The organism is Kribbella swartbergensis (genome assembly GCF_054784135.1).
The window spans coordinates 1-23,044 of the sequence record NZ_BAAGPM010000067.1 but is presented as its reverse complement, the minus strand read 5'-3'; the positions used below and the strand labels follow the sequence as shown (position 1 = coordinate 23,044).

Below are 23,044 nucleotides of genomic sequence, written 5' to 3'. Positions count from 1 at the left end.
GCCACCCGAACCACCCCATCCCCGGCACACGAGACCTCAACCACCCCACTCCCGGCGCACCTCACCCCACCCACCACCTGAACCACCCCATCCCCGGCGCACCCCACCCGACTCCCTACCTCAACTACCCCGGCCGCGGAACTCCAACGCCGGAGCCCGCACTCGACCACCCCTCGTCCGACGCGTCACAGGCGGCCCACGCTGATGCGGCCGCGCCTGGGGCCGTGGATCTGCGGCGGACTGTTGCTGGGCCGTTGTCGGTGGCGGTGGTGGCTTACTCGCTCGGGTTGCCGCCTGCCTCGGCGTCGACGGTGCTGGACTGGTACACCGCGATCTCCGACTCGGTCTCGGGTGTCTCGGCCGGACGGCCGGTGACCGCGGAGGGCGCCGAGGCCTTCGCCCGGCTGCACGCGCATGTTGCCTCGGGCATCGATTCTGCCGACTCGCTGGTGGCCGCGGCGGCCCGGGCCGGACTCGGCGTGGACGAGGTGGTCGCGAATGCCGCGGTGCTGATGTTCGGCGGCATCGAGACGACCGAGGGCATGATCACCAACGCCCTCTGGCACCTGCTAACCCACCGCGAACAACTCGACCTGGTCCTCGCCGACCCGTCACTGCTGCCGAACGCACTCGAGGAGTCGCTCCGCCTCGAACCCGCCGCCGCCGTGGTCGACCGGTACGCCACGCGCGATGTGGACCTGGCCGGCGCGTCGATCAAGCGCGGCGACCTCGTCACCGTGTCACTCGCCGGAGCCGGCCGGGATCCTGCTGTCTTCCCGTCACCTGACGACTTCGACGTACGGCGTTCCAACGCCCGACGGCATCTCGCCTTCGCCAGCGGCCCCCACATCTGCCTCGGGATGCACCTGGCCCGGCTGGAGGCGCTGACCGCGCTCACCGCGCTGCTCCGGTTGCCCGGCCTGCGGCTGGACCCGTCGTCTCCGCCACCACGCGGCCTGGTCTTCCGCAAACCGTCAGCGGTCAACGTTCACTGGGACGTCTGAGCACCAGCATCGCCGCGGGATGCGCTGGCATGAGCTTGTCCGGCTCGCGGGCAGCGTCCGCTGCCATCGCCGCGAAGCCGCGCTCGATCTCCCCCTCCGGCAGGTGTTCGAAGGTCGACAGCGCTCTGTGAGCCAGCCGCTCGTGCACCTCGCGGAGGGTTCGCGGTGGCTCTGCGCTGACCCAGACGGGCTCGTCGTCCGGTCGCAGTCCGGCTGCTGCGGCCAGGGTTCGGACCTGTCCAACCGTCAGGTACATGGCCGCGTCGACCTCGCGCGCCGACGGGAAGTAGTCGTACCAGAACAGTTCCGGCATCAGGTCGGCGAACTGACTGCGCAGGAGCACCACTCCCCCGGGCTTCAACACCCTGCGCACCTCCTGGAGCGCCTTCGACCGATCGCGGAAGTGATGGAACGACAAGAACATCAGCACCCCGTCCGTGGATGCCTCAGGCAACGGAATGTCCTCGGCGCTGCCCGGCAGATACGTCACTTGCGGATGCGATGCGGTGTCGACGGCGATCTCTCGCATCCGCTCCGACGGCTCCACGCCGTACACCGGTCCCCCGAAGGCGTCGGCCAGCCCTGGCGTGAGTCGCCCGGTTCCGCTGCCCAGGTCGAGGACCGTCAGCGGCCGCTCCTCCGGCAGGTAGGCCTGGAAGGCCGCCGTCCACCGCCGTACCTCGTCCGCGGTCATCGCTCGTCCCGCGGCGTACCCACGGCCTAACCGTCCGTTGTAGTCGACCATGACGCGGACCCTAGTACTGGCGTCGTCCGGCCGGGGCGCCGACCGTCACCAACGGCTGATCAGCCCCGGAACACGTCGTATGCCAGGCGGAGGATCAGCGCGGACACGACGACCAGGAAGACGATCCGGACGAACCGGCTCCCGCGAGCCACCGCGGTGCGGGCGCCGAGGAGGCCGCCGAGCATGTTCGCGGCACCCATGATCAGGCCGAGAGTCCACAGCGGAGCGCCGTTGAGGGCGAAGATGCCGATCGCGCCGAGGTTGGTGGCGACGTTGGCGATCTTCGCCTTCGCACTCGCCTGCAGGAAGTTGTAGCCGAGGAACCCGACCAGCGCGAAGATCAGGAACGATCCCGTGCCCGGGCCCACCGCGCCGTCGTAGAAGCCGATCAGCACGCCGACCGCACAGGCCGCGACGTAGTGGTTCCGGCCGTCGAAGCGCAACGCCGTCCGCGCACCGAGCGACGGTTTCATCGCGGTGTAGATCGCCACCCCGATCAGCAGCACCAGCACGATCGGCTTGAACCACGACATCGGGATCCGGGTCGCCACCAGCGCACCGGCGGCCGACCCGAGCCCGGCCAGGATCGCCAGCGGTACGACGGTTCGCCGGTCCGGCCGCACCTTGACGCCGAAGGTCACCGCGCTGGTCGTCGTACCGCACAGCGACGAGATCTTGTTCGTCGACAGGATCTGCGCCGGCGTCGCGGCCGGCAGTCCCAGCAGCATGGCCGGCAACTGGATCAGCCCGCCACCCCCGACCACCGCGTCGATCCACCCGGCCGAAAAGGCCGCCACCACCAGGAAAACCAGCGTCCACAGGGAAATGTCAGGCACCGCACCACCAAGTTCTCACGCCCCGATGATCGAGTAAGGGCATTGTTCAGCTCAACCCTTACACCGGGAATGAGAGACAGACCACGGCGGTGGACCCATGGTGAGCGATGGCATCCCCGATGCTGCCACCCGGTGGGCGACAACCGTGGTACGACGACGCGCCGAGCCGGCCGTCGGCTGGTGGGGCCGAGGGCCGGCTCGGGTGGTCAGCTACGGACGACGGTCACGAGGTGGTCGACGATGTCGGCGAGCGGGACGTCGGTGCGGTCGCCGGAGCGGCGGTCCTTGACCTCGATGGTGCCTTCGGCGAGACCCTTGCCGACGACGGCGATGGTGGGCACGCCGATCAGCTCGGCGTCCTTGAACTTGACGCCCGGCGAGACCTTCTCGCGGTCGTCGTAGATCACCGTCAGCCCGCGGGCCTCGAGTTCGGCGGCGACCTCGGCGGCCTTCTCGAACACCTCGGCATCCTTGCCGGTGGCAACCAGGTGGACGTCGGCCGGGGAGATCTCCCGCGGCCAGATCAGGCCGGCCTCGTCGTGGTTGCCCTCGGCGATCGCGGCCACCGCCCGGGTGACGCCGACACCGTAGGAGCCCATCGTGACCGTGACGAGCTTGCCGTTCTGGTCCAGCACCTTCAGGTCCAGGGCGTCGGCGTACTTGCGGCCGAGCTGGAAGATGTGGCCCATCTCGATCCCGCGCGCCGTCTCCAGCGGGCCCGAACCGTCGGGGGCCTCGTCGCCGTCGCGCACCTCGGCGGCCTGGATCGTGCCGTCGGCAGCGAAGTCGCGGCCGTAGACCAGGTTGATCACGTGGAAACCGGACTTGTCCGCACCCGTCACCCACGCCGACCCCTCGGCGATCCGAGGGTCGAGCAGGTAGCGGATCCCGGAGGTGTTGTCCTTGCCGAGCACACCGGGACCGATGTAGCCGCGCGCCAGCGACGGGAACTTCTGGAAGTCCGACTCCTCGAACGCGACCACCTCGGCGGGCTCGAGCTGCGCACCCAGCCGCTTCTCGTCGATCGCCCGGTCACCCGGTACGCCGATGGCCAGCGGCTCACGGGAGCCGTCGGGGTGCACCAGCATGACGAGCACGTTCTTCAACGTGTCCGCCGCGGTCCACTCGCGGCCGTCGGCACGCGGGTGCTTGGCGTTCAGCGCGTCGACCAGCGTGTCGATCGTGGGGGTGTCCGGGGTGTCGACGACCTCGGCCGCGGGCACGCCGGCGGCGTCCACGGGCTCGGCCTGCGGAACCACGACCGCCTCGACGTTGGCGGCGTACCCACCGGGCGAACGGACGAAGGTGTCCTCACCGTTCTCCGCGATGGCCAGGAACTCCTCCGACCGGGAGCCGCCCATCGCCCCGGACATCGCCTTGACGATCACGTAGTCGAAGCCGAGCCGGTCGAAGATCCGGATGTACGCCTGCCGGTGCAGCTCGTACGACTTCTCCAGCCCCGCGTCGTCGACGTCGAACGAGTACGAGTCCTTCATCACGAACTCGCGCCCGCGCAGCACACCGGCCCGCGGCCGCGCCTCGTCGCGGTACTTGTTCTGGATCTGGTAGATCGACAGCGGCAGGTCCTTGTACGACGAGTAGAGCTCCTTCACGACCAGCGTGAACATCTCCTCGTGCGTCGGCCCGAGCAGCATGTCGGCGCCCTTGCGGTCCTTCAGCCGGAAGATGTTCGGCCCGTACTCGGTCCAGCGGCCGGTCGCCTCGTAGGGCTCGCGGGGCAGCAGGGCCGGGAAGACCAGCTCCTGCGCGCCGATCGCGTCCATCTCCTCGCGCACGATCCGCTCGACGTTGCGCAGCACCCGCAGGCCGAGCGGCAGCCAGGTGTAGATGCCGGGCGCGGTCCGCCGGATGTACCCGGCGCGGACGAGCAGCTTGTGGCTCGGGACCTCCGCGTCCGCCGGGTCCTCGCGAAGGGTGCGGAGGAACATCGACGACATGCGCAGAATCACGGGAGTCTCCAAAAAGCCTGAGAAGAGATGGATGGAACAACGGACGTCACAGAGGATATCCGCCCCGCGCCCCATGCTCTCACCCGTTATCCACAGGCTCGCCGCCTACCCGGGCTCCCGAGCACGCCGAACAGGGCGGCCGGCCACCAGTTTAACCGACGGTGATCACGGCAGTTTCCCGTACGGCGCCGCCGCCGCCCTGGCCGCGTAGACCAGCGCCGGCTTCAGCAGCGGCCAGAACGTCGAGGACACGCACGAGTACGCCGGCAGGAAACCCGCGCACGGGCCCGACGACGGCCCGATCTCGAACGTGTACGCCGGTACGCCACGCGTCCCGTACAGCCAGTCGTCCGTCGACCCCGGCGCGAAGTACCCGACCCCGCCGTCACCGGTCGACACCGGATAGCCGGTGAACGAGCCCATCTTATTGCCCAAGGCAACCAGTGCCGCCCGGTCCGGTGCGGCCGCGTTGGTGTATGCGTACGGAGCCAGGATGTCGTTGCCGAAACTGTGCAGACTCAGCATCACGCCCGTCGTACCCGAGGCGGCCGACTCGTCCACATCCCCTTTGGTGTCAGGGAAGATCGCCTCCAGCAGCCCCTGCATCGCCACCGTCTCCGGCTCGGACACCGCCTTCGCCCCCGGATAGGTCTCGGCACACGGCCCGCCCTGCCGCACGTCCCACTGGAAGGACGAATTGCGGTTCAGGTCGACCCCGGCATCGGCCTCCGGACACCCGCCCGCGCTGTTGTCGACGTTCTTGCGCTGCAGCACCGGCCGGTTCGGGTTCGACGCGACCACGTCCACGCCGTCCGGGTTCGCGATCGGCACCACCCACAGCTCCCGGGTGTCGAGCAACGAGGTGATGTCGGGATCCGCGCCGTACGACGTGACGAGCAGATCGATCCACCGGTACGCGATCTCGCCGGTGACGATCTCCCGTGCGTGGATCTGGGTGTGCAGCACGAACTTCGGCTTCTTGCCCGTCGCGTTCAGCTCACAGTCGCCCGGCGCGAGCTTGGTGATGCACAACGCCTGGATGTCGTGACCGCCTTGCCCCTTGGTCTTCTTCCACGAGTCGCCGATGTCGTGCAGCTTCACCAGGTCCGGATGCGCGGTTGCGACCTCGGCATTGTGCTGCTCGTGTCCCGCCGTGGTGTGGTAGCCGCCGTAGTACGTCGCCCCACCCGGCTCGGACCGCGGCACGGGCTGATACACCTCGCCTGTCTTCCCGAGTACGACGCCACGCGCCTGCAACTGCTCCACCTCGGCCGGCGTCGCGATCAGGGTCGGCCGGGACCCGTGCCCGTGGCCGACGTCGTAGCCCTCCTGGATGAGGTCGGCGACCGTCAGACCGGCCGGCAGCTTCATCGAGTAGTACGCGACCTCCGGCGGAGCGGCGGTGCTGAAACCGGTCAGCGCCACCAGAACGAGTGCAAAGCTGCACAGTGAGACCACAACTCTTCGCATCTGACGAAGTAACCGCACCAGCTGTCACCGCAGCATCACGGTCGGCGCCCAGTATCAGAACAGGATCGTCGCGAACGTCTCGATGGTCCGGAACCCGACACGCTCGTACGCCGCCCGGGCCGGCGTGTTGAAGGCGTTCACGTACAGCGTCACCACCGGCGCGATCTGCCGGGCGAGGTCGACCACGGCGGCCATTCCCGGCGCGGCCAGCCCGCGGCCGCGGAACTCCGGATCCACCCAGACCCCCTGGATCTGGCAGACCCCCGTCCCGACCGACCCGACCTCGGCCTTGAACACCACCCGGCCGTCCTCGATCCGCGCGAACGCACGCCCGGCCCGGATCAGCTCGGCGACCCGGGACCGGTAGAACGTGCCGTCCGGCCCGGTCTGCGGCGGTACGCCGACCTCCTCGGTGTACATCGCGACACAGGCCGGGTAGAGGATGGACAGTTCGACCGGCTCGACCACTCGGACCAGTGGATCGGGTTCGATGGCCGGCGGGCCCTCGATCACCATGAAGGGCTGGTTGTCGCGCACCTCGCGGGCCGGACCCCAGGTCGGTTCGAGAATGCTCCACAGCACTTCGACCGCCCGGGCCGGTCCGAGGATCTGGAAACAGTTGCGGCCGCGACGCACCGCGTACGCCGCGAACGCGCGCAGCGCCGCCTCGTCCGCGCCGACCGGCACCATGTTGCCGCCGGCGTGGCACAACGCCTCGATGACGCCCTTCTCGACGTACCCCCAGACCTCGGCACCACGGCGCGGGTCGAGTCCGGACGCCTGGACCAGGCTGTCGACGAACACGTTGACGACCGGGTCGCGGGCGATGACCGCACGCGCCGCCGCGAGGTCGCGAGGACCGAGAACCCGTACGCCCACGCGCAGAACCTAGCGGATCGTGCTCCCGTCGGGGTGCAACGGGTCGTGTGCCGCGGCGATCCGGCGCAGGGGCGATGTCCACGCCACCGCCACCGCGACGAACCCGAACGCGCCCATCGCCACCATCGCGGTCCGGACACCGAACTCGTTCCCCAGCAACCCGCCGGCCACCGAGCCCAGGGTCCAGCCCACGCCCCACGACAGCATCCGGCCGGCGGTGTTGACCCGGCCGAGCAACTGCTCAGGCGTCACCTGCTGCCGGTACGAGATCGAGTTGACGATGACCAGCACGTACGCCGATCCCCACACGAGCAGCGCGAGCGCGGCGAGGCCCCAGCCCGGCGCCAGGGCCGTCACGATGCCGAGCACCGCGGACATCGGCAGCGCGTACAGCGTGATCGCGGCCGGCGGCATCCGCTTCAGCAGCCGCGGCAGACCGACCGCGGCGATCAAGCCGCCGATTCCCCACGCCCCCCACACGAGCCCGAACCGGAGGCCCGACGTACCGATGTGCAGAATCCGGTCGCACCACACCACCATCAGCGCCACGAACCCGCCGCCGGCGAACGACTGCAGACTCCCCACGATCGTCATCGTCCGTACGCCGGGATGCCCGACCAGGAACCGGATCCCCTCCCCGATGTCGGCGAAGATCACCCGCGGCCGCAGCGGCGGTTGTCCGTCGCGCCGCTCCGACATCGCCCGGACGATCCCGCGGACCGCGATCGCGGACGCGACGAAGCTCAACGCGTCGAGGACGAGCAGGCCGGCCGGGTTGACCACCGCCAGGGCCAGGCCGACGAGCGCCGGGACGAACAACTCGACCAGACTCGACGCCGTCCAGACCGCCGAGTTCGCCTGGGCCACCCGCGCCCGGCCGACCAGCACCGGCAGCGCACCGAAATTCGCGCCGTCGAAGAACGTGTAGACCGCCTGCACCGCGAACCCGACCATCAGCACCTGCGCGACGGTCAGTACGCCGAGCAGGTGCGCGACCGGGACGGAACCGATCAGGATCGCGTTGACCAGGTCCGCCGACACCATCACCCGCCGGCGGTTCCACCGGTCCGAGAGCGCGCCGGCGAACAGCCCGGTCAGCAGGTACGGCGCCGCCTCGAGCGCGGTCGTGAGAGCCGTCAGAAAGGTCGAGCCGCTCAGCCGGTAGACCAGCACCGGCAGCGCGACCACGGTGACCATCGACCCGATGATCGACAGCACCCTGGCCAGCCAGTAGCGCCGGAAGTCCGGGTCGTCCCGCAGCCGGACCGGCATGGCCTCAGTCGCCATGCGAGAACCCTGCCTCGCGCACCGCCATCATCCGTGCACCACCACCGTCTGACCGTCCGGGTCCACCACCTCGATACCCGCGTCGGTGCGGGTCGATGCGTAACCGGCCGCGACGAGCCTCCGCTGGACGTCGGCCAGATCTTCCGCGGTGGTCAGTTCGAGCCGGACGCCGTAGGCCTCGCCAGGGCCGAAGGTCACGCGCTGGTCGGTGCCGAGCACATCGAGGAGCCGCTCCCAGCCCGCCTGATCGGCGCCGAGCAGACACGGTGTCACCGACCACCGCTCGTCCGGCCGCGTCTCATGGACCCGGTAGCCGTACAGATCCGGGTTGCGCTCGTCGATCCACAACTTGGTGCCGTCGGGAGCGGCCGCGGAGAGCACGCGCCCGAACGCCTCGTCCCAGATGGTGGCGTCGTCGTAGCCGGCGTTCTCGAGCGTCACCTTCAGCTCGTCGATGTCCTCGGCCTCGAATGTCAGGCTGGTCTGCCCGGGCGGAGCGCCACTGTCACTGGTGGCCGAGTCGTGCAGCGACACGGCACCGCGGCCCGCCAGCAGCACGGCCCAGCCGCCGCGCTCGGACTCGATCCGCGCCCGCAGCCCGAGCGTCTCCAGGAACTTCCGCATCGCGTCCACGTCCGCCGAGAACCGCAGCGGCCGGATCACCACGTCGTTCATCCTCGGGCCTCCCTGTGCTTGTCCAGATACTCCGTCAACGCCTGCTCCACCAACGCGGACAGACTCGTCCCCTCGTCGATCGCCTTGTGCTTCACCCGCCGAATCAATCCCGGCGGCAGATACACGTTGAACTGCGCCTTCTTCCCGCCGTCGTCCTTCATGTCTAGGATGCTAGCAATCTAGCCCCCCGTTCGGCAAGCAGCCCTCGAGCGGGACACTCCGCTCGAGGGCTGACGAAGGCTCGCTAGACGGCGGCGAGGAGGGCGTCGTCCAGTTCCTTGACGAGCCTGTGTCTGGGTCGGGCGCCGACGACGGACCAGATGACCTCGCCGCGGTGGAACAGCATCAGGGTCGGCAGCGCCATCACCCGGTAACGGGCCGCGATCGACGGGTTCTCGTCGGAGTTCAGTTTCACCACCGTCAGGTCGTTGCGCTCGGCATCGATCTGCTCGAGTACCGGCAGGATCTGGTGGCAGGGCGGGCACCACTGGGCCCAGAAGTCCACCAGCACCGGCTGGTCCGCACCCAGCACCACCTCGTCGAACGTGGCCTCGTCGACCGTCTTCAGGTCACTCATACTTGTCTCGTCCTCCAGCTCTCGGCATCGGCCAGGAGGTCGGTCAGCCGGGCCCGCAGCCCGGTGAGTTCGGCGATCCGCCGGTCCACCTCGGCAATCCGGGTCCGGTACGCGGTCAGTGACGCCGGGCAGACGTCGGCCCGTTCGTTGCCGGCTCGCAGGCACTCGATGAACGGGTACGTCTGCTCCGCCGTCAGTCCCAGCGACAGCAACGCCTTCACCTCGCGTACGACGACCACGTCGCCGGCGTCGTACGTCCGGTACCCGTTGGCCTCGCGACGGGGTTTCAGCAGCCCCTGCGACTCGTAGTACCGAACCGCCTTGACCGTCACTCCAGCCTCGGCCGCCAGATCGCTGATCCGCATTCCGCCTCCTTCACCTGACGCTAAACCTTGACCCTGGGGTCAAGGTCAAGCCAGCATAGTCCGGGCCTGCCGGTCCGGGCACCGCTGTAGCCGAAGGGCTGGTCGCAGCGGGTGGCGGACTCTAGGCTGCTGGGAATCTCACCGCCCTGGAGGTTCGGCATGGTTCGGCTCGTTCTGCTCAGTGGGTTTCTCGGCGCGGGGAAGACGACGACCATGCTGGCGGCGGCGCGACGGTACGGCGCGCAGGGCCACAGGGTCGCCGTGATCACGAACGACCAGGCAGCCGAACTCGTCGACACCACGCTGGCAAGGAGCGCTGTGGACGACGTGGAGGAGATCTCCGGAGGCTGCTTCTGCTGCCGGTTCGAGGACCTCGAGGCGGCGGTGAAGAGGCTCGTCGACGACACCGGAGTCGAGGTCGTGATCGCCGAGGCCGTGGGCAGTTGCACCGATCTGCAGGCAACCGTCGTCCGCCCGCTGCGGCGCTGGTACGGCGACGCACTCGAGGTCGCCCCGGTCACGACGATCGTCGACCCGGACCGGCTCCGCAGCCTCGCCGGTGACGAGTCCGACCTCGGCTACCTGTTCGCGAAGCAGTTGGCCGACGGCGACATCATCGCGCTGAACAAGCTCGACCTGTACGACCCGGACCTGCTCACCGCAGTAGGGGCCGAACTCGCCAGAGGGTTCCCGGCCGCGCGAGTGCTGACGTACTCCGCGACCACGCACGCCGGTCTGGCCGACCTGATGACCGCCTGGGAGTCGCCGGCTGAGACCGAGGCCGACCTCGACATCGACTACGACCGCTACGCGGCCGCGGAGGCGGCGCTGGCCTGGCTCAACCACACCGTCGTCCTGACCGGCACTCGCTTCTCCCCGCAGGATTGGGCGGAACGCGCGTTGGACGCGATCTCTACCGAGTGCGCCCGTCAGTCCTACCTGGTCGGCCACGCCAAGGTGGTGGTCGAGTCCGCCGCCGGACTCGTGAAGTTGAGCCTCACCGAAGCCGGTCAACGCGCTCGAGCCGATGTCGCGGCTGTCGGGACAGTCGATGCGGCCTCAGCCACGTTCAACCTCCGCGTGAACTGTGAGCCGGTAGCTCTCGACGACCTCGTCCGGCGTGCTGCCTTGGTGGCCGGTGACGCGGTCGGCGCCGTCGTGGCGTCCACGAGCGGCGCTGCCTTCCAGCCGTCGTACCCGCGGCCGACGCATCGGATCCCGGCGACTCAGGACACGTAAGCGGTGACCCACTCCCCCAGCACCTTGGCGCTGGTGTCGACCAGGGCCGGCCATTCGAGGGCGCCCTCGTCGGCGGAGTCGGAGACATGCTTGACGACTCGCACCGGTACGCCGTACTCCCGGCACGCGTAGACGACGCCGTACGCCTCCATGTCCACCAGGTCCGCCCGCTCCGCGAGTCGTGCCCGGATGACCGGATCCGTGACGAACACATCGCCCGAAGCGAGCACGGTCCCGTCGCCGCCCTCGACCTCCAAGACCTCCCGCGGGTCGATCCCGAGCGCTCGTACCGCATCCGCGTTGATGTCGTGATTGATCACCCGGGACGGCGAGTACACCCCCGCCATACCGTCCCGCAACGCCCCGGTCGTTCCCACGTTCAGCACCACCAGGTCGCTCGTGTCCCGCTCCCCCAGGGCCCGAGCTGTGGCCACCGCCGCCGCAGTCTTCCCCACCCCGGTAACCACCACAGGAATCCCCTCCGGCACATACCGAAGCTCCCCCACCACAGCCCCAACCACCAGGTACGTCGTCACCCTAGAGCGATCCCTTCGGCACGACCCACTCCACCGGCTGCCCGGTGATCTTGGCAATCCGGTCGTAGTCCTCGTCGTAATGCAGCACAGTCAGGCCGGCCAACTCGGCCGTAGCAGCAATGATCAGATCAGGCAGCCTGAAGCGGCGGTGCTGACTCTTCTTCGCAAGCTCGTGATGCACATCCAGCGCCCGGTCCATCGCTTCGCTGGTTACATCCACCCACCGCTGACCGTGGAGCGCTTCCCACAACCTCTCGTACCACTGTGGGTCGGGGGCGTTGTTCAGGTACTCGAGGGCCACCATCTGACAGGCGGCGAGTCTGCCTTCGACGAGCAGCGACTGAAATCTCCGGAAGACGTCCTCGGATCGCGACTGGTAGACGTAGACGGACGTGTCCGCCAAGTAGACGGTGCTGGCCATCATGCGCTGCGGTCCTCCCGGACGCGTTCGGCCAGGCCTTCCAGGTCGCGACCGCCACCGTAACGCCATGCCTCGGCTGCGCCCGAGAAATCCATCGGCGCACTCGCGAAGATCTCGGCAATCTCCCTGCCCCGCCGCCGTACGGCGAGCTCCCGGAGAGCGCCATTGATGGTCTCCACCTTGCTGTCGGTACCCAACTCAGCCCGGGCAGCTTCCAGCCACTCATCGTTTACGTCGACCGAGATGCGTGTCATGCGGTCGACTTTACACCAGGACTACCTTGACGAGCACACCAAAATTCGCACCGACAATGCACCAGACGGCCGACAAAGATGCACCAATTCAGACTGGATCCTGGTGCGTCAGCCGACGGTGACGGTGGGGTTGCCTGGGTCGGCGGCTTCGCCCATTTCTTCGGCGATGCGCATGGCTTCCTCGATCAGGGTCTCGACGATCGCGGACTCGGGGACGGTCTTGATGACCTCGCCCCTGACGAAGATCTGGCCCTTCCCGTTGCCGGAGGCGACGCCGAGGTCGGCCTCGCGGGCCTCGCCCGGGCCGTTGACGACACAACCCATCACCGCGACACGGAGCGGGACCTCCATGCCCTCGAGCCCGGCGGTGACCTGCTCGGCCAGCGTGTAGACGTCCACCTGGGCGCGGCCGCAGGACGGGCAGGACACGATCTCGAGCTTGCGCTCGCGCAGGTTCAGCGACTGCAGGATCTGCAGGCCGACCTTGACCTCCTCGACCGGCGGCGCGGACAGCGACACCCGGATGGTGTCGCCGATGCCCTTGGACAGCAGCGCACCGAAGGCGACCGCCGACTTGATCGTGCCCTGGAACGCCGGGCCGGCCTCGGTCACCCCGAGGTGCAGCGGCCAGTCGCCCCGCTCGGCGAGCATCTCGTACGCCTGCACCATCACGACCGGGTCGTTGTGCTTGACCGAGATCTTGAAGTCGTGGAAGTCGTGCTCCTCGAACAGCGACGCCTCCCAGACGGCCGACTCGACCAGCGCCTCCGGCGTCGCCTTGCCGTACTTCTCCAGCAGACGCTTGTCCAGCGACCCGGCGTTCACGCCGATCCGGATCGACGTGCCGTGGTCCTTGGCCGCGGCCGCGATCTCCTTCACCTGGTCGTCGAACTTGCGGATGTTGCCCGGGTTCACCCGGACCGCCGCACAGCCGGCCTCGATCGCGGCGAACACGTACTTCGGCTGGAAGTGGATGTCGGCGATCACCGGGATCTGCGAGTGCCTCGCGATCTCCGGCAGCGCGTCGGCGTCGTCCTGGGACGGGCACGCGACCCGGACGATGTCGCAACCGGCCGCGGTCAGCTCCGCGATCTGCTGCAGGGTCGTGTTGACGTCGGCGGTCAGCGTCGTCGTCATCGACTGCACGGAGATCGGGGCGTCACCGCCGACCAGCACCTTGCCGACCTTGATCTGGCGGGTCTTGCGGCGCGGAGCGAGGGTCGGCGGCGGCAGCGCGGGCATGCCCAGGTTGATGCTCATGGGTCCTTTATCCGTTGGGGTCGGGCGTTATCCGTTGAAGAGCCTGATCGGGTTGACGATGTCGGCGATGACGAGCAGCACGCCCATCACCACGATGACACTGGCCGCGACGTACGCGATCGGGAGCAGCTTGGCCACGTCGACGTACCCGGGGTCGGGCCGGCCGAACAGCCTGGCGACGCCGCGCCGGAGGCCTTCCCAGATCGCGCCGATCATGTGACCGCCGTCCAGCGGCAGCAGCGGGATGAAGTTGAACAGGGCGAGGAACAGGTTCAGCGAGGCGAGCAGCGAGATCAGGAACGCGATCCGCTCGCCGCCGGTGAGCGACTGGTTCGAGGCGATCTCGCCGGCCACCCGGCTGGCGCCGACCACGCTCATCGGGCTGTCCTCGTCCCGGTCGCCGCCGACGATCGACTTGGCCACGCCGACGAGCTTCTCCGGGAAGTTGCCGATCGCCTGCACCGTCGCGACGGTCAGCTCGCCCATCTTGTTGACGACGAACCCGAAGTCCTGCCGCTCGACCTTCATCTCCGGCGAGACGCCGAGGAACCCGACCGAGACGATCTTGTCGGAGCCGGCCTCGTCGCGGACCTGGTTGATGATCGTGTTCGTCCGCAGGGTCTTCTGCTCACCGTTGCGCTCGACAACGATCGTCGCGGGCTTGTCGGTGTTCGCCCGGATCAGCGGGGTGAGCTGGTCCCAGCTGGTGATCGGGGTGCCGTTGAAGGAGACGATCTTGTCGCCGACCTGGAATCCGGCGGTCTTGGCCGGTGACACCTGGTCGCCCGCCTCGCACTTGCGGTCGGCGGACGCCTGGTCGGCCGGGATGACGCAGTCGGTGACGGTGGCAACGGTCGTCTGCGCGACGTTGGCGCCGTACAGCATGAACAGGCCGCCGAACAGCACGAACGCGATCGCCACGTTGACCAGCGGCCCGGACGCCATCACGATCAGCTTCTTCCACCACGCCTTCTGGTAGAAGAGCCGGCCGTTGTCCTCGGGCGAAATCGTCTCGTACTCCGCGTTGCGGGCGTTCTCCACCATCGACTGGATCGGGCCGGTGTTGGCCTTGCGGACCTTGCTCGGGTCCTCGCCCTTGGCCGGCGGCATCATCCCGATGATCCGGACGAAACCACCCGCCGGGATCAGCTTGATGCCGTACTCGGTCTCGCCGCGCTTGGTCGACCACAGCGTCCGCCCGAAGCCGACGAAGAACTGGGTCACCTTCATGCCGAACGCCTTCGCGGGCAGCATGTGGCCCAGCTCGTGCAGCCCGACCGAGATCAGGATGCCGGCCACGAACAGCACGATGCCGAGGGCGGTGAGGAGTGCGGTCATGCCTTTGTGGTCTCCTGTACGGCGGTCAGTTCACGGGCCCGGGCGCGGGCCCAGGCGTCCGCGGCGAGTACGTCGTCGATGGACAGTTCCTCATACGAGGGTACGTCGTGTTCGGTCACCACCCGGGCCACTGTGTCGACGATCGCAAGGAACGGCAGCCGCCCGTCCCGGAACGCCTGGACGCACACCTCGTTCGCGGCGTTCAGTACGGCGGGAGCCGTACCGCCGCGCTCACCGGCCTCCCGGGCCAGCTGGACCGCGGGGAACGCCTCGTCGTCCAGCGGCTCGAACTCCCAGGTGTGCGCGGTGGTCCAGTCACAGGGCGGCGCGACGTCCGGAATCCGGTCGGGCCAGCTGAGCGCGAGCGCGATCGGGAGCCGCATGTCCGGCGGTGACGCCTGGACCACGGTGGAGCCGTCGATGAACTCCACCATCGAGTGCACGATCGACTGCGGGTGCACCACCACGTCGATCCGGTTCATCGGCAGCCCGTACAGCAGGTGCGCCTCGATCACCTCGAGACCCTTGTTGACCAGGTTGGCCGAGTTGATCGTGATCACCGGGCCCATGTCCCAGGTCGGGTGGTTCATCGCCTGCTCCGGCGTCACGTCGGCCATCTCGGCCCGCGACCGGCCCCGGAACGGTCCACCGCTCGCCGTCACGACCAGACGCCGTACCTCGTCGGCGGTGCCGCTGCGCAGGCACTGAGCGATCGCGCTGTGCTCGGAGTCGACCGGGACCACCTGGCCCGGCTTCGCCCGGCGCGTCACCAGCGGGCCACCGACGACGAGGGACTCCTTGTTGGCCAGCGCGAGGGTCGTCCCCGCGTCGAGGGCCGCGAGCGTCGGCCGGAGGCCGACCGAGCCGGTGATGCCGTTGAGAACCACGTCACACGGCATCGCCGCGATCTCGCTGGACGCGTCCGGCCCGGTGACGATCTTCGGGATCCGGAACTCGCCGTGGGCGTACCCCTTGCGCTGCGCCTCCGCGTAGAACGCGAGCTGCAGGTCCTGGGCGACCGTGGCCTTCGCCACCGCGACCACCTCGACGCCGAACTCGAGCGCCTGCTGCGCGAGCAGGGCGACGTTGTCGCCGCCGGCCGAGATCGCGAGCACCCGGAACCTGTCGCGGTTCCGGCCGATCAGCTCCAGCGCCTGGGTGCCGACAGAGCCGGTCGAGCCGAGGATGACGACGGTACGCGGATTCACGTGCGCCATTGTCCCAGGTCGGCCCGCGAGTCAGCGATTCGGCCGGGCTACTCCAGATACAGCCTGAGCGGGAGGCCTCCGAGCCGGATCTCGGTGCCGTCGCCGACGAACTCGGTGTGGACCGGCACGCCGTTGATTGAGGTGCCGTTGGTGGAGCCCAGGTCCCGAAGCTCGTAGCCGGACGCGTCGATCCTCAGCAACTCGGCGTGGTGTCGGCTCACCTCGGCACGGTCGAGGATCAGGTCGCACTCCGGCGCGCGCCCGATCCGCACGAGATCGAGCAGCGGTACGACGTCTCCGTCCGCACCGACAAGTACCGCTTGCGGACCGTTTTCCAGAGCCGACGCGATCTGCCCCACGCCCGCGGTGCGGATCGGCAGCGAGACGAGCAGATCGTCACCTTTGTCGACGCGCAGGTTGTGCTGAGCGCCGTACCCCCGCAGCAGGTCGTCGTGCTCGTCGATGACTACCGCGGACACGTGGTAGTAGCCCGGAGGTAGCTGTGCGCACGCCGCTCCGCCGAGCGTCGTGGTGAGCACCAGAGCGTCGTACTCACGGTGGCTGACGTCGGTGATGGTGATTAGCACCGGTTTGTTGGCACCCAGGTGTGCCTCGGCGCCACCGTCCCCCGGTGTGAACTCCACTGTGAGCAGTGGCGCGGGCCGGACTTCCTCGAGCCCGACGAGGCGATCCACGACCGGGACTGTGCCGATGGGAACGGACAGCGGCACATACTGGCCGTGCGACCGCACCAGGACGTCAACCCGCGGTTGCAGGGACCTGTCCTTGCGGCGCGCCAGCAGGAACGCACCGACCATCCCCTTGCCGAAGACGAAGGTCTCGTCCCCCACCACGGCCCTTACGAATCCACTGGACGGCTCCATCGTCACCCAGTATCCCGGACCGACGACTCCGGTACGGCGGAACGCGGTGTGCCGCGGTGGTCTAGCGTTGGGGCTTGTGTCTGAAGCTGTGTTGATCGTCGAGAACGATCCCGGTAGCGGTCCGGGCCGCTTGCTCGGCTGGCTCGAGGAGCGCGGCCTGTCGTACGTCGTCGTCCGTGCCTGGGACGGCGAGCCGGTTCCGGCGAGCGCCGACGGGTACGCCGCGCTGATCCTCCTGGGCGGCGGGATGCTGCCGGACGCCGACGACGCCTCGCCGTGGCTTCCGGCCGAGCGGGAGCTGTTGCGTACGACGACCGAGGACGGCCGGGTGCCGGTGCTCGGCATCTGTCTGGGCGCGCAACTGCTGGCCCACACGTTCGGCGGTGAGGTGCGCGGGAAGTACGGGCTGCCCGAGAAGGGCGTGACCGAGCTGACCTTGCTGCCCGGTGCCGAGGACGATCCGCTGCTTGCCGGCCTGCCGGCGACCGTCCGGGCGATCGAGAGCCATCAGGACCAGATCACCCGGCTGCCGGACGGCGCCGTACCGCTGATGTCGAGCGAACGCTGCCGCCACCAGATGCTGCGGATCGGCCGCAGCTGGGGCGTGCAGTTCCATCCCGAGGTCAGTCCCGACCGGGTACGGCGCTGGGACGCCGGCACCCTGCGGTCCTGGGGATTCGACCCGGACACCGTGATGGCGGAGGCCGAGCGGCATGCGGCCGAGCTGGAGCGCACCTGGTCCGCGGTCTTCGGCCGGTTCCTCGACGCCGCCGGTGTCCGGGCGCCGACGACCGGTAGCGGCGCTACCTTTGGTGCATGAGTCTGGAGCAGCCGCCGCCCTCGCACCGCGCGTCCGACAGAGACCGTGAACATGCCGCCGCCGTGGTCCAGGAGGCACACGGCGACGGGCGGCTGGACTTCCAGGAACTCGACGAGCGGCTCACCCAGATCTACTCGGCCAAGACCCAGCTGGAACTGCGCAACGCGACGGCCGACCTGGTGCCGGTCGCACACGGCAGCAACGCGGTCGAGCTGACCATCCGGGCCAAGCACAGTTCGCAGAAGCGCGAAGGCCCGTGGACCGTCCCGCAGAAGGTCGTCGCGGTCGCCGAGCACTCCTCGGTCCGGCTCGACTTCACCGATGCGGTGGTCCGTTGGCCCGAGATCCACGTCGACGCGCAGGCCAAGCACAGTTCGGTCGTGATGATCGTGCCGGAGGGCTGGAGCATCGACCTCGACGCCGTCGACATGGTCCACGGGACAGCCAAGAACAAGGCGACCACACCGCGGTCCGGCGGAGTCCGCCTGCGCGTGACCGGCCAGGCCAAGCACGGGTCGATCGTCGTCCGTCATCCGCGCAAGCGCCACTGGTGGTGGCCCTGGTACCGGAAGTGACCTACGCCGCTCCCCGACGGTGCCGTAGCAGCTAGCGTGAGCTCCATGACGGCTTCGCTGGATCTCGTGGACGTGGACTCGCTGCTGACCGAGGAGGAGATCGACGTCCGGGCGACCGCGCGGCGGTTCGCGGACGAGCGGCTGCGGCCGTCGCTGCCGGAGTGGTTCGAGTCGGCGACCGTCCCCGCGCGGGAGCTGGCGAAGGAGCTGGGTGCGCTCGGCTTCCTCGGAATGCACCTGACCGGGTACGGCTGCGCCGGGCTGGGTCCGGTCGCGTACGGGCTCGCCTGTCTCGAGATCGAGGCGGCCGACTCCGGCATGCGGTCGCTGGTGTCGGTGCAGGGGTCGCTGGCGATGTACGCGATCTGGAAGTACGGCAGCGAGGAACAGAAGAAGGAGTGGCTGCCGCGGATGTCCGCGGGTGAGGCGATCGGCTGCTTCGGCCTGACCGAACCCGACTTCGGCTCCAACCCGGCCGGGATGCGCACCACCGCCCGCCGCGACGGCGACGACTGGGTGCTGAACGGTTCGAAGATGTGGATCACCAACGGCTCGGTGGCCGACGTCGCTGTGGTCTGGGCCCGGACGGACGACGGCGTCCGCGGCTTCGTCGTACCCACCTCGACGCCCGGGTTCTCGGCGCCGGAGATCACCGGGAAACTGTCGCTGCGCGCCTCGGTCACGTCCGAGCTGGTGCTGGACGACGTACGCCTGCCGGCGTCGGCTCTGTTGCCCGAGGCACGCGGTCTGTCCGGACCGCTCGGCTGCCTGAACGAGGCCCGGTTCGGCATCATATTCGGCGCGATGGGCGCCGCCCGGGACTGCCTCGAGACCGCGCTCGCGTACGCCGGGGAGCGGACTGTCTTCGACAAGCCGCTGGCCGCCTACCAGCTGACCCAGGCCAAGCTGGCCGACATGGCGGTCGAGCTGAACAAGGGCATCCTGCTCGCCGTCCACCTCGGCCGGCTGAAGGAGAAGGGCGCGCTGCGGCCCGAGCAGGTCAGCGTCGGCAAGCTCAACAACGTCCGCGAGGCGATCGCCATCGCCCGCGAGTGCCGCACGATCCTGGCCGCCAACGGCATCAGCGGCGAGTATCCGATCATGCGCCACGCCAACAACCTCGAGTCCGTCCTCACCTACGAAGGCACCTCCGAGGTCCACCAACTGGTCATCGGCCAGACTCTCACCGGCCACGCCGCCTTCCGCTGACCTGTGGGTGCATGGCGAATCGCCGCCTGGGTACCGTGAGTGAACGGGGACTACGGAAGGTCACACTGACGCCCCGCCGAGTTCTCGTGTCGTCTCCGCCCGCGGCGCTCATACGCCTGGAAGGAGCAAACAATGAGAATCGGTGCCGGTATCGCGCTGATCGCCATCGGCGCCATCATCGCCTTCGCCGTCCGCGACACGTCCGAGTCGCTGAACCTGACCGCGCTGGGAATCATCATCATGCTCGCCGGTGTGGCCGGTCTGTGGGTGTCCTACCGGCTCGCCAACCCGCGCAGGCGTGACGATTTCACCGTGATCGACCCGTCGGTCGAGAAGCAGTACCGGACGGACCCGCCGGAGCAGGTGGCCGAGCGCACCATCGACGTGACGCCGAGCCATCTGCGCGAGAAGCGCCGGGACTGAGTCAGCCCAGCGGCTTGAACAGGTAGTCGCAGGGGTCCGCGTGCGAGCGGACGACGTTGCCCTCGGCATCTTGTTCGGTCCAGGTGTCGACCACCCCGGCGCCGTCCCACGGCCGGTAGCCCAGCCGCTCGTACAGCCTGCGCGCGCCGACGGTGCCGGCAGCGACGGCCAGCCCGATCGCCGGCTTGGACCAGTCGGCCGCGATCGCCTCGGCGGCGCGGATGATCGCCGTACCGATCCCCTGACCCTGGACGTAGGCGTGCAGCGCGTTGATCTCGGCGGCGTCGTGCACGGCTCGGACTTCGGCGTACTTCGACTCCTTGAGCAGCAACGCGTGGCCGACGACCTCGCCGTCGCGGTGAGCGAGCAGGAACAGACCGTCGCCGCGCTGCTGCGTCTCCCACCGGTCACGCAGGTGGTGCCTCGCCGCAGGCTCAGCCGGCGCCATGAGCCGGTCGACGTCGTCCTGAGTAGCGGGCCTGATGTCCATCAGCCGACCGTACGGCGTGGTGCCTCCCGGCCGCATCTTCTTTCGGGCTGCCTGCTCTTTAAGGCTGCCTGAAGGGTCCCGGCGAGGCTGAACCATGGACCGGAATCGCGAACTGCTGGAGCGTCTGTGGCCGACCACGGACCAGCTCGCCCTGTCGGCGGAGGCCGAACACGAGTTGCGTGCGGAAGACTACGTCCTCGAACTGCCGCAGTCTGGTGAGCGGATCACCGGGCGGGACACGATGCGGGCGATGCAGCAGGAGTACCCGAACCCGCCGTCGATCCAGATCCAGCGGATCACCGGGGCCGGCGACCATTTCGTCGTACTCGGTCGCTCGGACTACGGCGGCGACATCTACTACGTCGCCAACATCGTCGAGTTCCGCGACGGGCGGATCGCGCGTGAGACCCGGATCTACGGCCCGCCCTTCCCGCCGCCCGAGTGGCGGCGGAAGTACGCCGGCTGACTACTTGGCGACCTCCGTCGCTCGGGACTCGCGGACGACGGTGACGCGGATCTGGCCGGGGTAGGTGAGCTCCTCCTCGACCTGCTTGGCGATGTCGCGCGCCATCACCTGGGCGCCGATGTCGTCGACGGCGTCCGGCAGCACCATCACCCGGATCTCCCGGCCGGCCTGCATCGCGAACACCTTCTCGACGCCGTCGTGCTGCATCGCGATCTCCTCGAGCCGCTCCAGCCGCTGCACGTACGCCTCCAGCGATTCCCGCCGCGCCCCCGGCCGGCCGCCGCTCACCGCGTCCGCCGCCTGGGTCAGCACCGCCTCGACGGTCCGCACCTCGACCTCGTTGTGGTGCGCCTCGATGCAGTGCACGACGTCGTCGCTCTCGCCGTACTTCCGGGCCAGCTCGGCACCCACGATCGCGTGACTGCCCTCGGACTCGTGCGTCAGCGCCTTGCCGACGTCGTGCAGGAACGCACCGCGCTTGCACAGCTTCGGATCCAGGCCCAGCTCGGCCGCCATCATCCCGGCGATGTGCGCCGACTCGACCAGGTGCTTGAGCACGTTCTGCCCGTACGACGTCCGGTAACGCAGCAGGCCCATCGTCCGGGCCAGCTCCGGGTGCAGGTCGGTGATCCCGACCTCCGCCATCGCGTCCTCGGCGGCGCGCTCGCACAGCTCGGCCACCTCGCCCTTGCTGCGTTCGTAGATCTCCTCGATCCGGCTCGGGTGGATCCGGCCGTCCAGCACCAGCGAATCCAGGGTCAGCCGTGCGGTCTCCCGCCGTACCGGATCGAAGCAGGACAGCAGCACCGCCTCGGGAGTGTCGTCGATGATCAGGTTGACGCCGGTGGTCTGCTCGAACGACCGGATGTTGCGGCCCTCGCGGCCGATGATCCGGCCCTTCATGTCGTCACTCGGCAGATGCACCACCGACACGACCGACTCACTGGTCTGCTCCGACGCCAGCCGCTGCACCGCGCCGGTGATGATCTTGCGGGCCTTGGTCTCGCCCTCGTCCAGCGCCTGCCGCTCGATGTCGCGCACGATCGCATGCGCCTGCCGTTTCGCCTCCGCCTCGATCGACGCGATCAGCTCGGCCTTCGCCTGCTCGGCGGTCAGATTCGCGACACCCTCCAGGATCCGCCGGCGCTCGTCCTCCAGGTCGCGGATCTCGGCCTTGCGGCGGTCCAGCTCGGCCAGTTGCGCGGTCAGCTCGGCCTGGCGCTCCTCGATCGCGCGGTGCTGCTCGTCGAGCCGCTCCTCACGTTCGGTGAGCCGGTGCTCACGGCGTTCCATCTCCAGACGCTGCTCGCGCAGGTCGTCGCGGATCGACTGCGCCTCCGACTCGGCTTCCCGCCGTACGTCGGACGCCCGCTGCTCGGCCTCCCGCCGTACCTCCGTCGCCCGGTCCTCCGCGGCCCGGCGGATCTCCTCGGCCCGCTGCTCGGCGGCCTCAGCCCGGACCCGCAGTACGGCGGCGTCCTCCTCGGCCTGGCGCCGTACCGACTCGGCCGCGGCCTTCGCGGTGGCGGTGATGGAGGCGGCCTCGAGTTCGGCGGCCGCCGAACCCTCCGCGGCCTTGCGCCGGTTGAGGGTGAAGCCGATCCAGGCCAGCAGGCCGGCGATCAGCAATCCGATCAGGGACAGCCCCATCGACGTAGCCGTCATGGGCGTCTCCCCTCGTTCGAGTCACGCACCAGGCGGGACTGTGGCCGTCGGTCGAAGGGATTCGCCACATGTACGGTCGACTGACGGTACGGCTGACCGCACCACCGGCGTACGGCGGTGCGCTGTCCGTCCGTTACGGCGGTACCGGTTCGGCTCGGCGGCCACTGGATGCGCTTCATCCAGGTCGCGGTACTCATGGCCGCCACCGACGAACGCGGTGCCGTCTATCCGACGGCGCTGGTCGCCGTCATCAGTCTCAGCTCGGTCGAGCGTGGTGTCGTGTCTTCTCTCCGGCCGGTCGGCCGATGATCAACCGGCCTGCCGGTGCTATAACCGCCACCGTCAGGTGGAGTGATCCCTTTCTGATTCCGAGGCTAGGCGCGCCCCACCACCCGGTCAAGACGGACACTCCCGCACCCCCCACCCGCCACCCCCACAAACCACCACC

At 69.0% G+C, this 23,044-nt stretch carries 27 protein-coding genes; 8 read left to right on the top strand and 19 right to left on the bottom strand.

The window, feature by feature from the left end:
- A partial coding sequence (locus tag ACYVOK_RS35560) for a cytochrome P450 (protein ID WP_460667016.1) occupies nt 1-1,004 on the top strand: 1,004 nt, incomplete at its 5' end.
- Here the strand turns inward: ACYVOK_RS35560 and ACYVOK_RS35555 are convergent.
- The 10 genes from ACYVOK_RS35555 to ACYVOK_RS35510 form a co-directional block, all read right to left on the bottom strand.
- The gene (locus ACYVOK_RS35555; RefSeq protein WP_460667015.1) at nt 982-1,749 is read right to left on the bottom strand and encodes a class I SAM-dependent methyltransferase; all 768 of its coding nucleotides are present in this window, start codon (nt 1,747-1,749) and stop codon (nt 982-984) included. The genes ACYVOK_RS35560 and ACYVOK_RS35555 overlap by 23 nt on opposite strands.
- A 59-nt stretch (nt 1,750-1,808) precedes the next feature.
- A complete protein-coding gene (locus ACYVOK_RS35550) occupies nt 1,809-2,585 on the bottom strand; it encodes a TSUP family transporter (RefSeq protein ID WP_460667014.1) in 777 nt (258 codons plus the stop codon).
- Between the two features lie 206 nt (nt 2,586-2,791).
- Nucleotides 2,792-4,555, bottom strand: coding sequence for a proline--tRNA ligase (locus tag ACYVOK_RS35545; RefSeq protein ID WP_460667013.1), 1,764 nt, complete (start codon nt 4,553-4,555; stop codon nt 2,792-2,794).
- Nucleotides 4,556-4,720: 165 nt separating this feature from the next.
- On the bottom strand, nt 4,721-6,025 hold the full coding sequence (locus ACYVOK_RS35540; protein ID WP_460667012.1) for a M14 family zinc carboxypeptidase: 1,305 nt from the start codon (nt 6,023-6,025) through the stop codon (nt 4,721-4,723).
- A 54-nt stretch (nt 6,026-6,079) separates the two neighbouring features.
- Nucleotides 6,080-6,904: a GNAT family N-acetyltransferase gene (locus tag ACYVOK_RS35535; protein ID WP_460667011.1), complete on the bottom strand. Its 825-nt coding sequence runs from the start codon at nt 6,902-6,904 to the stop codon at nt 6,080-6,082.
- A gap of 9 nt (nt 6,905-6,913) precedes the next feature.
- Nucleotides 6,914-8,191 carry an MFS transporter gene (locus tag ACYVOK_RS35530; RefSeq protein ID WP_460667010.1) on the bottom strand — a complete coding sequence of 426 codons (1,278 nt, stop codon included), beginning with the start codon at nt 8,189-8,191 and terminating at the stop codon, nt 6,914-6,916.
- 27 nt (nt 8,192-8,218) lie between these two features.
- On the bottom strand, nt 8,219-8,866 hold the full coding sequence (locus tag ACYVOK_RS35525; RefSeq protein WP_460667009.1) for a VOC family protein: 648 nt from the start codon (nt 8,864-8,866) through the stop codon (nt 8,219-8,221).
- Nucleotides 8,863-9,027 (bottom strand): ribbon-helix-helix domain-containing protein, encoded by a 165-nt coding sequence (locus tag ACYVOK_RS35520; RefSeq protein WP_460667008.1) that lies wholly within the window; start codon nt 9,025-9,027, stop codon nt 8,863-8,865. The genes ACYVOK_RS35525 and ACYVOK_RS35520 overlap by 4 nt, the downstream gene beginning before the upstream one ends.
- Nucleotides 9,028-9,110: 83 nt before the next feature.
- Nucleotides 9,111-9,443 (bottom strand): thioredoxin, encoded by a 333-nt coding sequence (gene trxA, locus ACYVOK_RS35515; RefSeq protein WP_460667007.1) that lies wholly within the window; start codon nt 9,441-9,443, stop codon nt 9,111-9,113.
- Entirely contained in the window at nt 9,440-9,808 is a 369-nt protein-coding gene (locus tag ACYVOK_RS35510) for a MerR family transcriptional regulator (RefSeq protein WP_460667006.1), read from the bottom strand. The genes trxA and ACYVOK_RS35510 overlap by 4 nt, the downstream gene beginning before the upstream one ends.
- Nucleotides 9,809-9,967: 159 nt before the next feature.
- Between ACYVOK_RS35510 and ACYVOK_RS35505 the strand changes: the two genes are divergently transcribed.
- Complete coding sequence (locus ACYVOK_RS35505) at nt 9,968-11,047, top strand: GTP-binding protein (protein ID WP_460667005.1); 1,080 nt, start codon at nt 9,968-9,970, stop codon at nt 11,045-11,047.
- Here ACYVOK_RS35505 and ACYVOK_RS35500 read toward each other — a convergent pair.
- From ACYVOK_RS35500 to ACYVOK_RS35470, 7 genes are all read right to left on the bottom strand, one after another.
- On the bottom strand, nt 11,035-11,583 hold the full coding sequence (locus tag ACYVOK_RS35500) for a nucleosidase (RefSeq protein ID WP_460667004.1): 549 nt from the start codon (nt 11,581-11,583) through the stop codon (nt 11,035-11,037). The two genes, ACYVOK_RS35505 and ACYVOK_RS35500, sit on opposite strands and share 13 nt — an antisense overlap.
- Before the next feature lies 1 nt (nt 11,584).
- A complete protein-coding gene (locus tag ACYVOK_RS35495; RefSeq protein ID WP_460667003.1) occupies nt 11,585-12,007 on the bottom strand; it encodes a PIN domain-containing protein in 423 nt (140 codons plus the stop codon).
- Nucleotides 12,004-12,258: a type II toxin-antitoxin system VapB family antitoxin gene (locus ACYVOK_RS35490; RefSeq protein WP_460667002.1), complete on the bottom strand. Its 255-nt coding sequence runs from the start codon at nt 12,256-12,258 to the stop codon at nt 12,004-12,006. Before ACYVOK_RS35490 ends, ACYVOK_RS35495 begins: the two co-directional genes overlap by 4 nt.
- Nucleotides 12,259-12,366: 108 nt before the next feature.
- On the bottom strand, nt 12,367-13,518 hold the full coding sequence (ispG, locus tag ACYVOK_RS35485) for a flavodoxin-dependent (E)-4-hydroxy-3-methylbut-2-enyl-diphosphate synthase (protein WP_460667001.1): 1,152 nt from the start codon (nt 13,516-13,518) through the stop codon (nt 12,367-12,369).
- 27 nt (nt 13,519-13,545) lie between these two features.
- Nucleotides 13,546-14,856: a M50 family metallopeptidase gene (locus ACYVOK_RS35480; RefSeq protein ID WP_460667000.1), complete on the bottom strand. Its 1,311-nt coding sequence runs from the start codon at nt 14,854-14,856 to the stop codon at nt 13,546-13,548.
- Nucleotides 14,853-16,073, bottom strand: a complete 1,221-nt coding sequence (gene dxr / locus ACYVOK_RS35475) for a 1-deoxy-D-xylulose-5-phosphate reductoisomerase (RefSeq protein WP_460666999.1) — start codon at nt 16,071-16,073, stop codon at nt 14,853-14,855. Before dxr ends, ACYVOK_RS35480 begins: the two co-directional genes overlap by 4 nt.
- Before the next feature lie 38 nt (nt 16,074-16,111).
- Nucleotides 16,112-16,918, bottom strand: a complete 807-nt coding sequence (locus tag ACYVOK_RS35470; RefSeq protein ID WP_460666998.1) for an FHA domain-containing protein — start codon at nt 16,916-16,918, stop codon at nt 16,112-16,114.
- A 106-nt stretch (nt 16,919-17,024) separates the two neighbouring features.
- Between ACYVOK_RS35470 and ACYVOK_RS35465 the strand changes: the two genes are divergently transcribed.
- The 4 genes from ACYVOK_RS35465 to ACYVOK_RS35450 all read left to right on the top strand — a co-directional run bounded on the left by ACYVOK_RS35465 (nt 17,025) and on the right by ACYVOK_RS35450 (nt 19,975).
- Complete coding sequence (locus tag ACYVOK_RS35465; RefSeq protein ID WP_460666997.1) at nt 17,025-17,768, top strand: type 1 glutamine amidotransferase; 744 nt, start codon at nt 17,025-17,027, stop codon at nt 17,766-17,768.
- Nucleotides 17,765-18,343 (top strand): DUF1707 SHOCT-like domain-containing protein, encoded by a 579-nt coding sequence (locus ACYVOK_RS35460; RefSeq protein ID WP_460666996.1) that lies wholly within the window; start codon nt 17,765-17,767, stop codon nt 18,341-18,343. The genes ACYVOK_RS35465 and ACYVOK_RS35460 overlap by 4 nt, the downstream gene beginning before the upstream one ends.
- 45 nt (nt 18,344-18,388) lie before the next feature.
- Entirely contained in the window at nt 18,389-19,552 is a 1,164-nt protein-coding gene (locus tag ACYVOK_RS35455; protein WP_460666995.1) for an acyl-CoA dehydrogenase family protein, read from the top strand.
- Nucleotides 19,553-19,684: 132 nt separating this feature from the next.
- The gene (locus tag ACYVOK_RS35450; RefSeq protein WP_460666994.1) at nt 19,685-19,975 is read left to right on the top strand and encodes a DUF6458 family protein; all 291 of its coding nucleotides are present in this window, start codon (nt 19,685-19,687) and stop codon (nt 19,973-19,975) included.
- Nucleotide 19,976: 1 nt separating this feature from the next.
- Here ACYVOK_RS35450 and ACYVOK_RS35445 read toward each other — a convergent pair whose 3' ends face one another.
- Complete coding sequence (locus tag ACYVOK_RS35445) at nt 19,977-20,465, bottom strand: GNAT family N-acetyltransferase (protein ID WP_460666993.1); 489 nt, start codon at nt 20,463-20,465, stop codon at nt 19,977-19,979.
- A 94-nt stretch (nt 20,466-20,559) separates the two neighbouring features.
- Here ACYVOK_RS35445 and ACYVOK_RS35440 point away from each other — a divergent pair, with 94 nt between their 5' ends.
- Nucleotides 20,560-20,931, top strand: coding sequence for a nuclear transport factor 2 family protein (locus tag ACYVOK_RS35440; RefSeq protein WP_460666992.1), 372 nt, complete (start codon nt 20,560-20,562; stop codon nt 20,929-20,931).
- On the opposite strand, the gene rny is transcribed toward ACYVOK_RS35440, so the two are convergent.
- Nucleotides 20,932-22,596 (bottom strand): ribonuclease Y, encoded by a 1,665-nt coding sequence (gene rny, locus ACYVOK_RS35435; RefSeq protein WP_460666991.1) that lies wholly within the window; start codon nt 22,594-22,596, stop codon nt 20,932-20,934. It lies immediately after the preceding gene.
- Nucleotides 22,597-22,764: 168 nt separating this feature from the next.
- Between rny and ACYVOK_RS35430 the strand changes: the two genes are divergently transcribed.
- Nucleotides 22,765-22,905, top strand: a complete 141-nt coding sequence (locus ACYVOK_RS35430; protein WP_460666990.1) for a hypothetical protein — start codon at nt 22,765-22,767, stop codon at nt 22,903-22,905.
- Nucleotides 22,906-23,044: the final 139 nt, after the last annotated feature.

What these genes read in the sequence shown, in the direction of transcription:
- ACYVOK_RS35555 (WP_460667015.1), bottom strand. Translation starts at nt 1,749, where the DNA reads ATGGTCGACTACAACGGACGGTTAGGCCGTGGGTACGCCGCGGGACGA.
- ACYVOK_RS35540 (WP_460667012.1), bottom strand. Translation starts at nt 6,025, where the DNA reads ATGCGAAGAGTTGTGGTCTCACTGTGCAGCTTTGCACTCGTTCTGGTG.
- ACYVOK_RS35530 (WP_460667010.1), bottom strand. Translation starts at nt 8,191, where the DNA reads ATGGCGACTGAGGCCATGCCGGTCCGGCTGCGGGACGACCCGGACTTC.
- ACYVOK_RS35525 (WP_460667009.1), bottom strand. Translation starts at nt 8,866, where the DNA reads ATGAACGACGTGGTGATCCGGCCGCTGCGGTTCTCGGCGGACGTGGAC.
- ACYVOK_RS35520 (WP_460667008.1), bottom strand. Translation starts at nt 9,027, where the DNA reads ATGAAGGACGACGGCGGGAAGAAGGCGCAGTTCAACGTGTATCTGCCG.
- trxA (WP_460667007.1), bottom strand. Translation starts at nt 9,443, where the DNA reads ATGAGTGACCTGAAGACGGTCGACGAGGCCACGTTCGACGAGGTGGTG.
- ACYVOK_RS35510 (WP_460667006.1), bottom strand. Translation starts at nt 9,808, where the DNA reads ATGCGGATCAGCGATCTGGCGGCCGAGGCTGGAGTGACGGTCAAGGCG.
- ACYVOK_RS35505 (WP_460667005.1), top strand. Translation starts at nt 9,968, where the DNA reads ATGGTTCGGCTCGTTCTGCTCAGTGGGTTTCTCGGCGCGGGGAAGACG.
- ACYVOK_RS35495 (WP_460667003.1), bottom strand. Translation starts at nt 12,007, where the DNA reads ATGATGGCCAGCACCGTCTACTTGGCGGACACGTCCGTCTACGTCTAC.
- ACYVOK_RS35490 (WP_460667002.1), bottom strand. Translation starts at nt 12,258, where the DNA reads ATGACACGCATCTCGGTCGACGTAAACGATGAGTGGCTGGAAGCTGCC.
- ispG (WP_460667001.1), bottom strand. Translation starts at nt 13,518, where the DNA reads ATGAGCATCAACCTGGGCATGCCCGCGCTGCCGCCGCCGACCCTCGCT.
- ACYVOK_RS35480 (WP_460667000.1), bottom strand. Translation starts at nt 14,856, where the DNA reads ATGACCGCACTCCTCACCGCCCTCGGCATCGTGCTGTTCGTGGCCGGC.
- dxr (WP_460666999.1), bottom strand. Translation starts at nt 16,073, where the DNA reads ATGGCGCACGTGAATCCGCGTACCGTCGTCATCCTCGGCTCGACCGGC.
- ACYVOK_RS35460 (WP_460666996.1), top strand. Translation starts at nt 17,765, where the DNA reads ATGAGTCTGGAGCAGCCGCCGCCCTCGCACCGCGCGTCCGACAGAGAC.
- ACYVOK_RS35455 (WP_460666995.1), top strand. Translation starts at nt 18,389, where the DNA reads ATGACGGCTTCGCTGGATCTCGTGGACGTGGACTCGCTGCTGACCGAG.
- ACYVOK_RS35450 (WP_460666994.1), top strand. Translation starts at nt 19,685, where the DNA reads ATGAGAATCGGTGCCGGTATCGCGCTGATCGCCATCGGCGCCATCATC.
- ACYVOK_RS35445 (WP_460666993.1), bottom strand. Translation starts at nt 20,465, where the DNA reads ATGGACATCAGGCCCGCTACTCAGGACGACGTCGACCGGCTCATGGCG.
- ACYVOK_RS35440 (WP_460666992.1), top strand. Translation starts at nt 20,560, where the DNA reads ATGGACCGGAATCGCGAACTGCTGGAGCGTCTGTGGCCGACCACGGAC.
- rny (WP_460666991.1), bottom strand. Translation starts at nt 22,596, where the DNA reads ATGACGGCTACGTCGATGGGGCTGTCCCTGATCGGATTGCTGATCGCC.
- ACYVOK_RS35430 (WP_460666990.1), top strand. Translation starts at nt 22,765, where the DNA reads ATGCGCTTCATCCAGGTCGCGGTACTCATGGCCGCCACCGACGAACGC.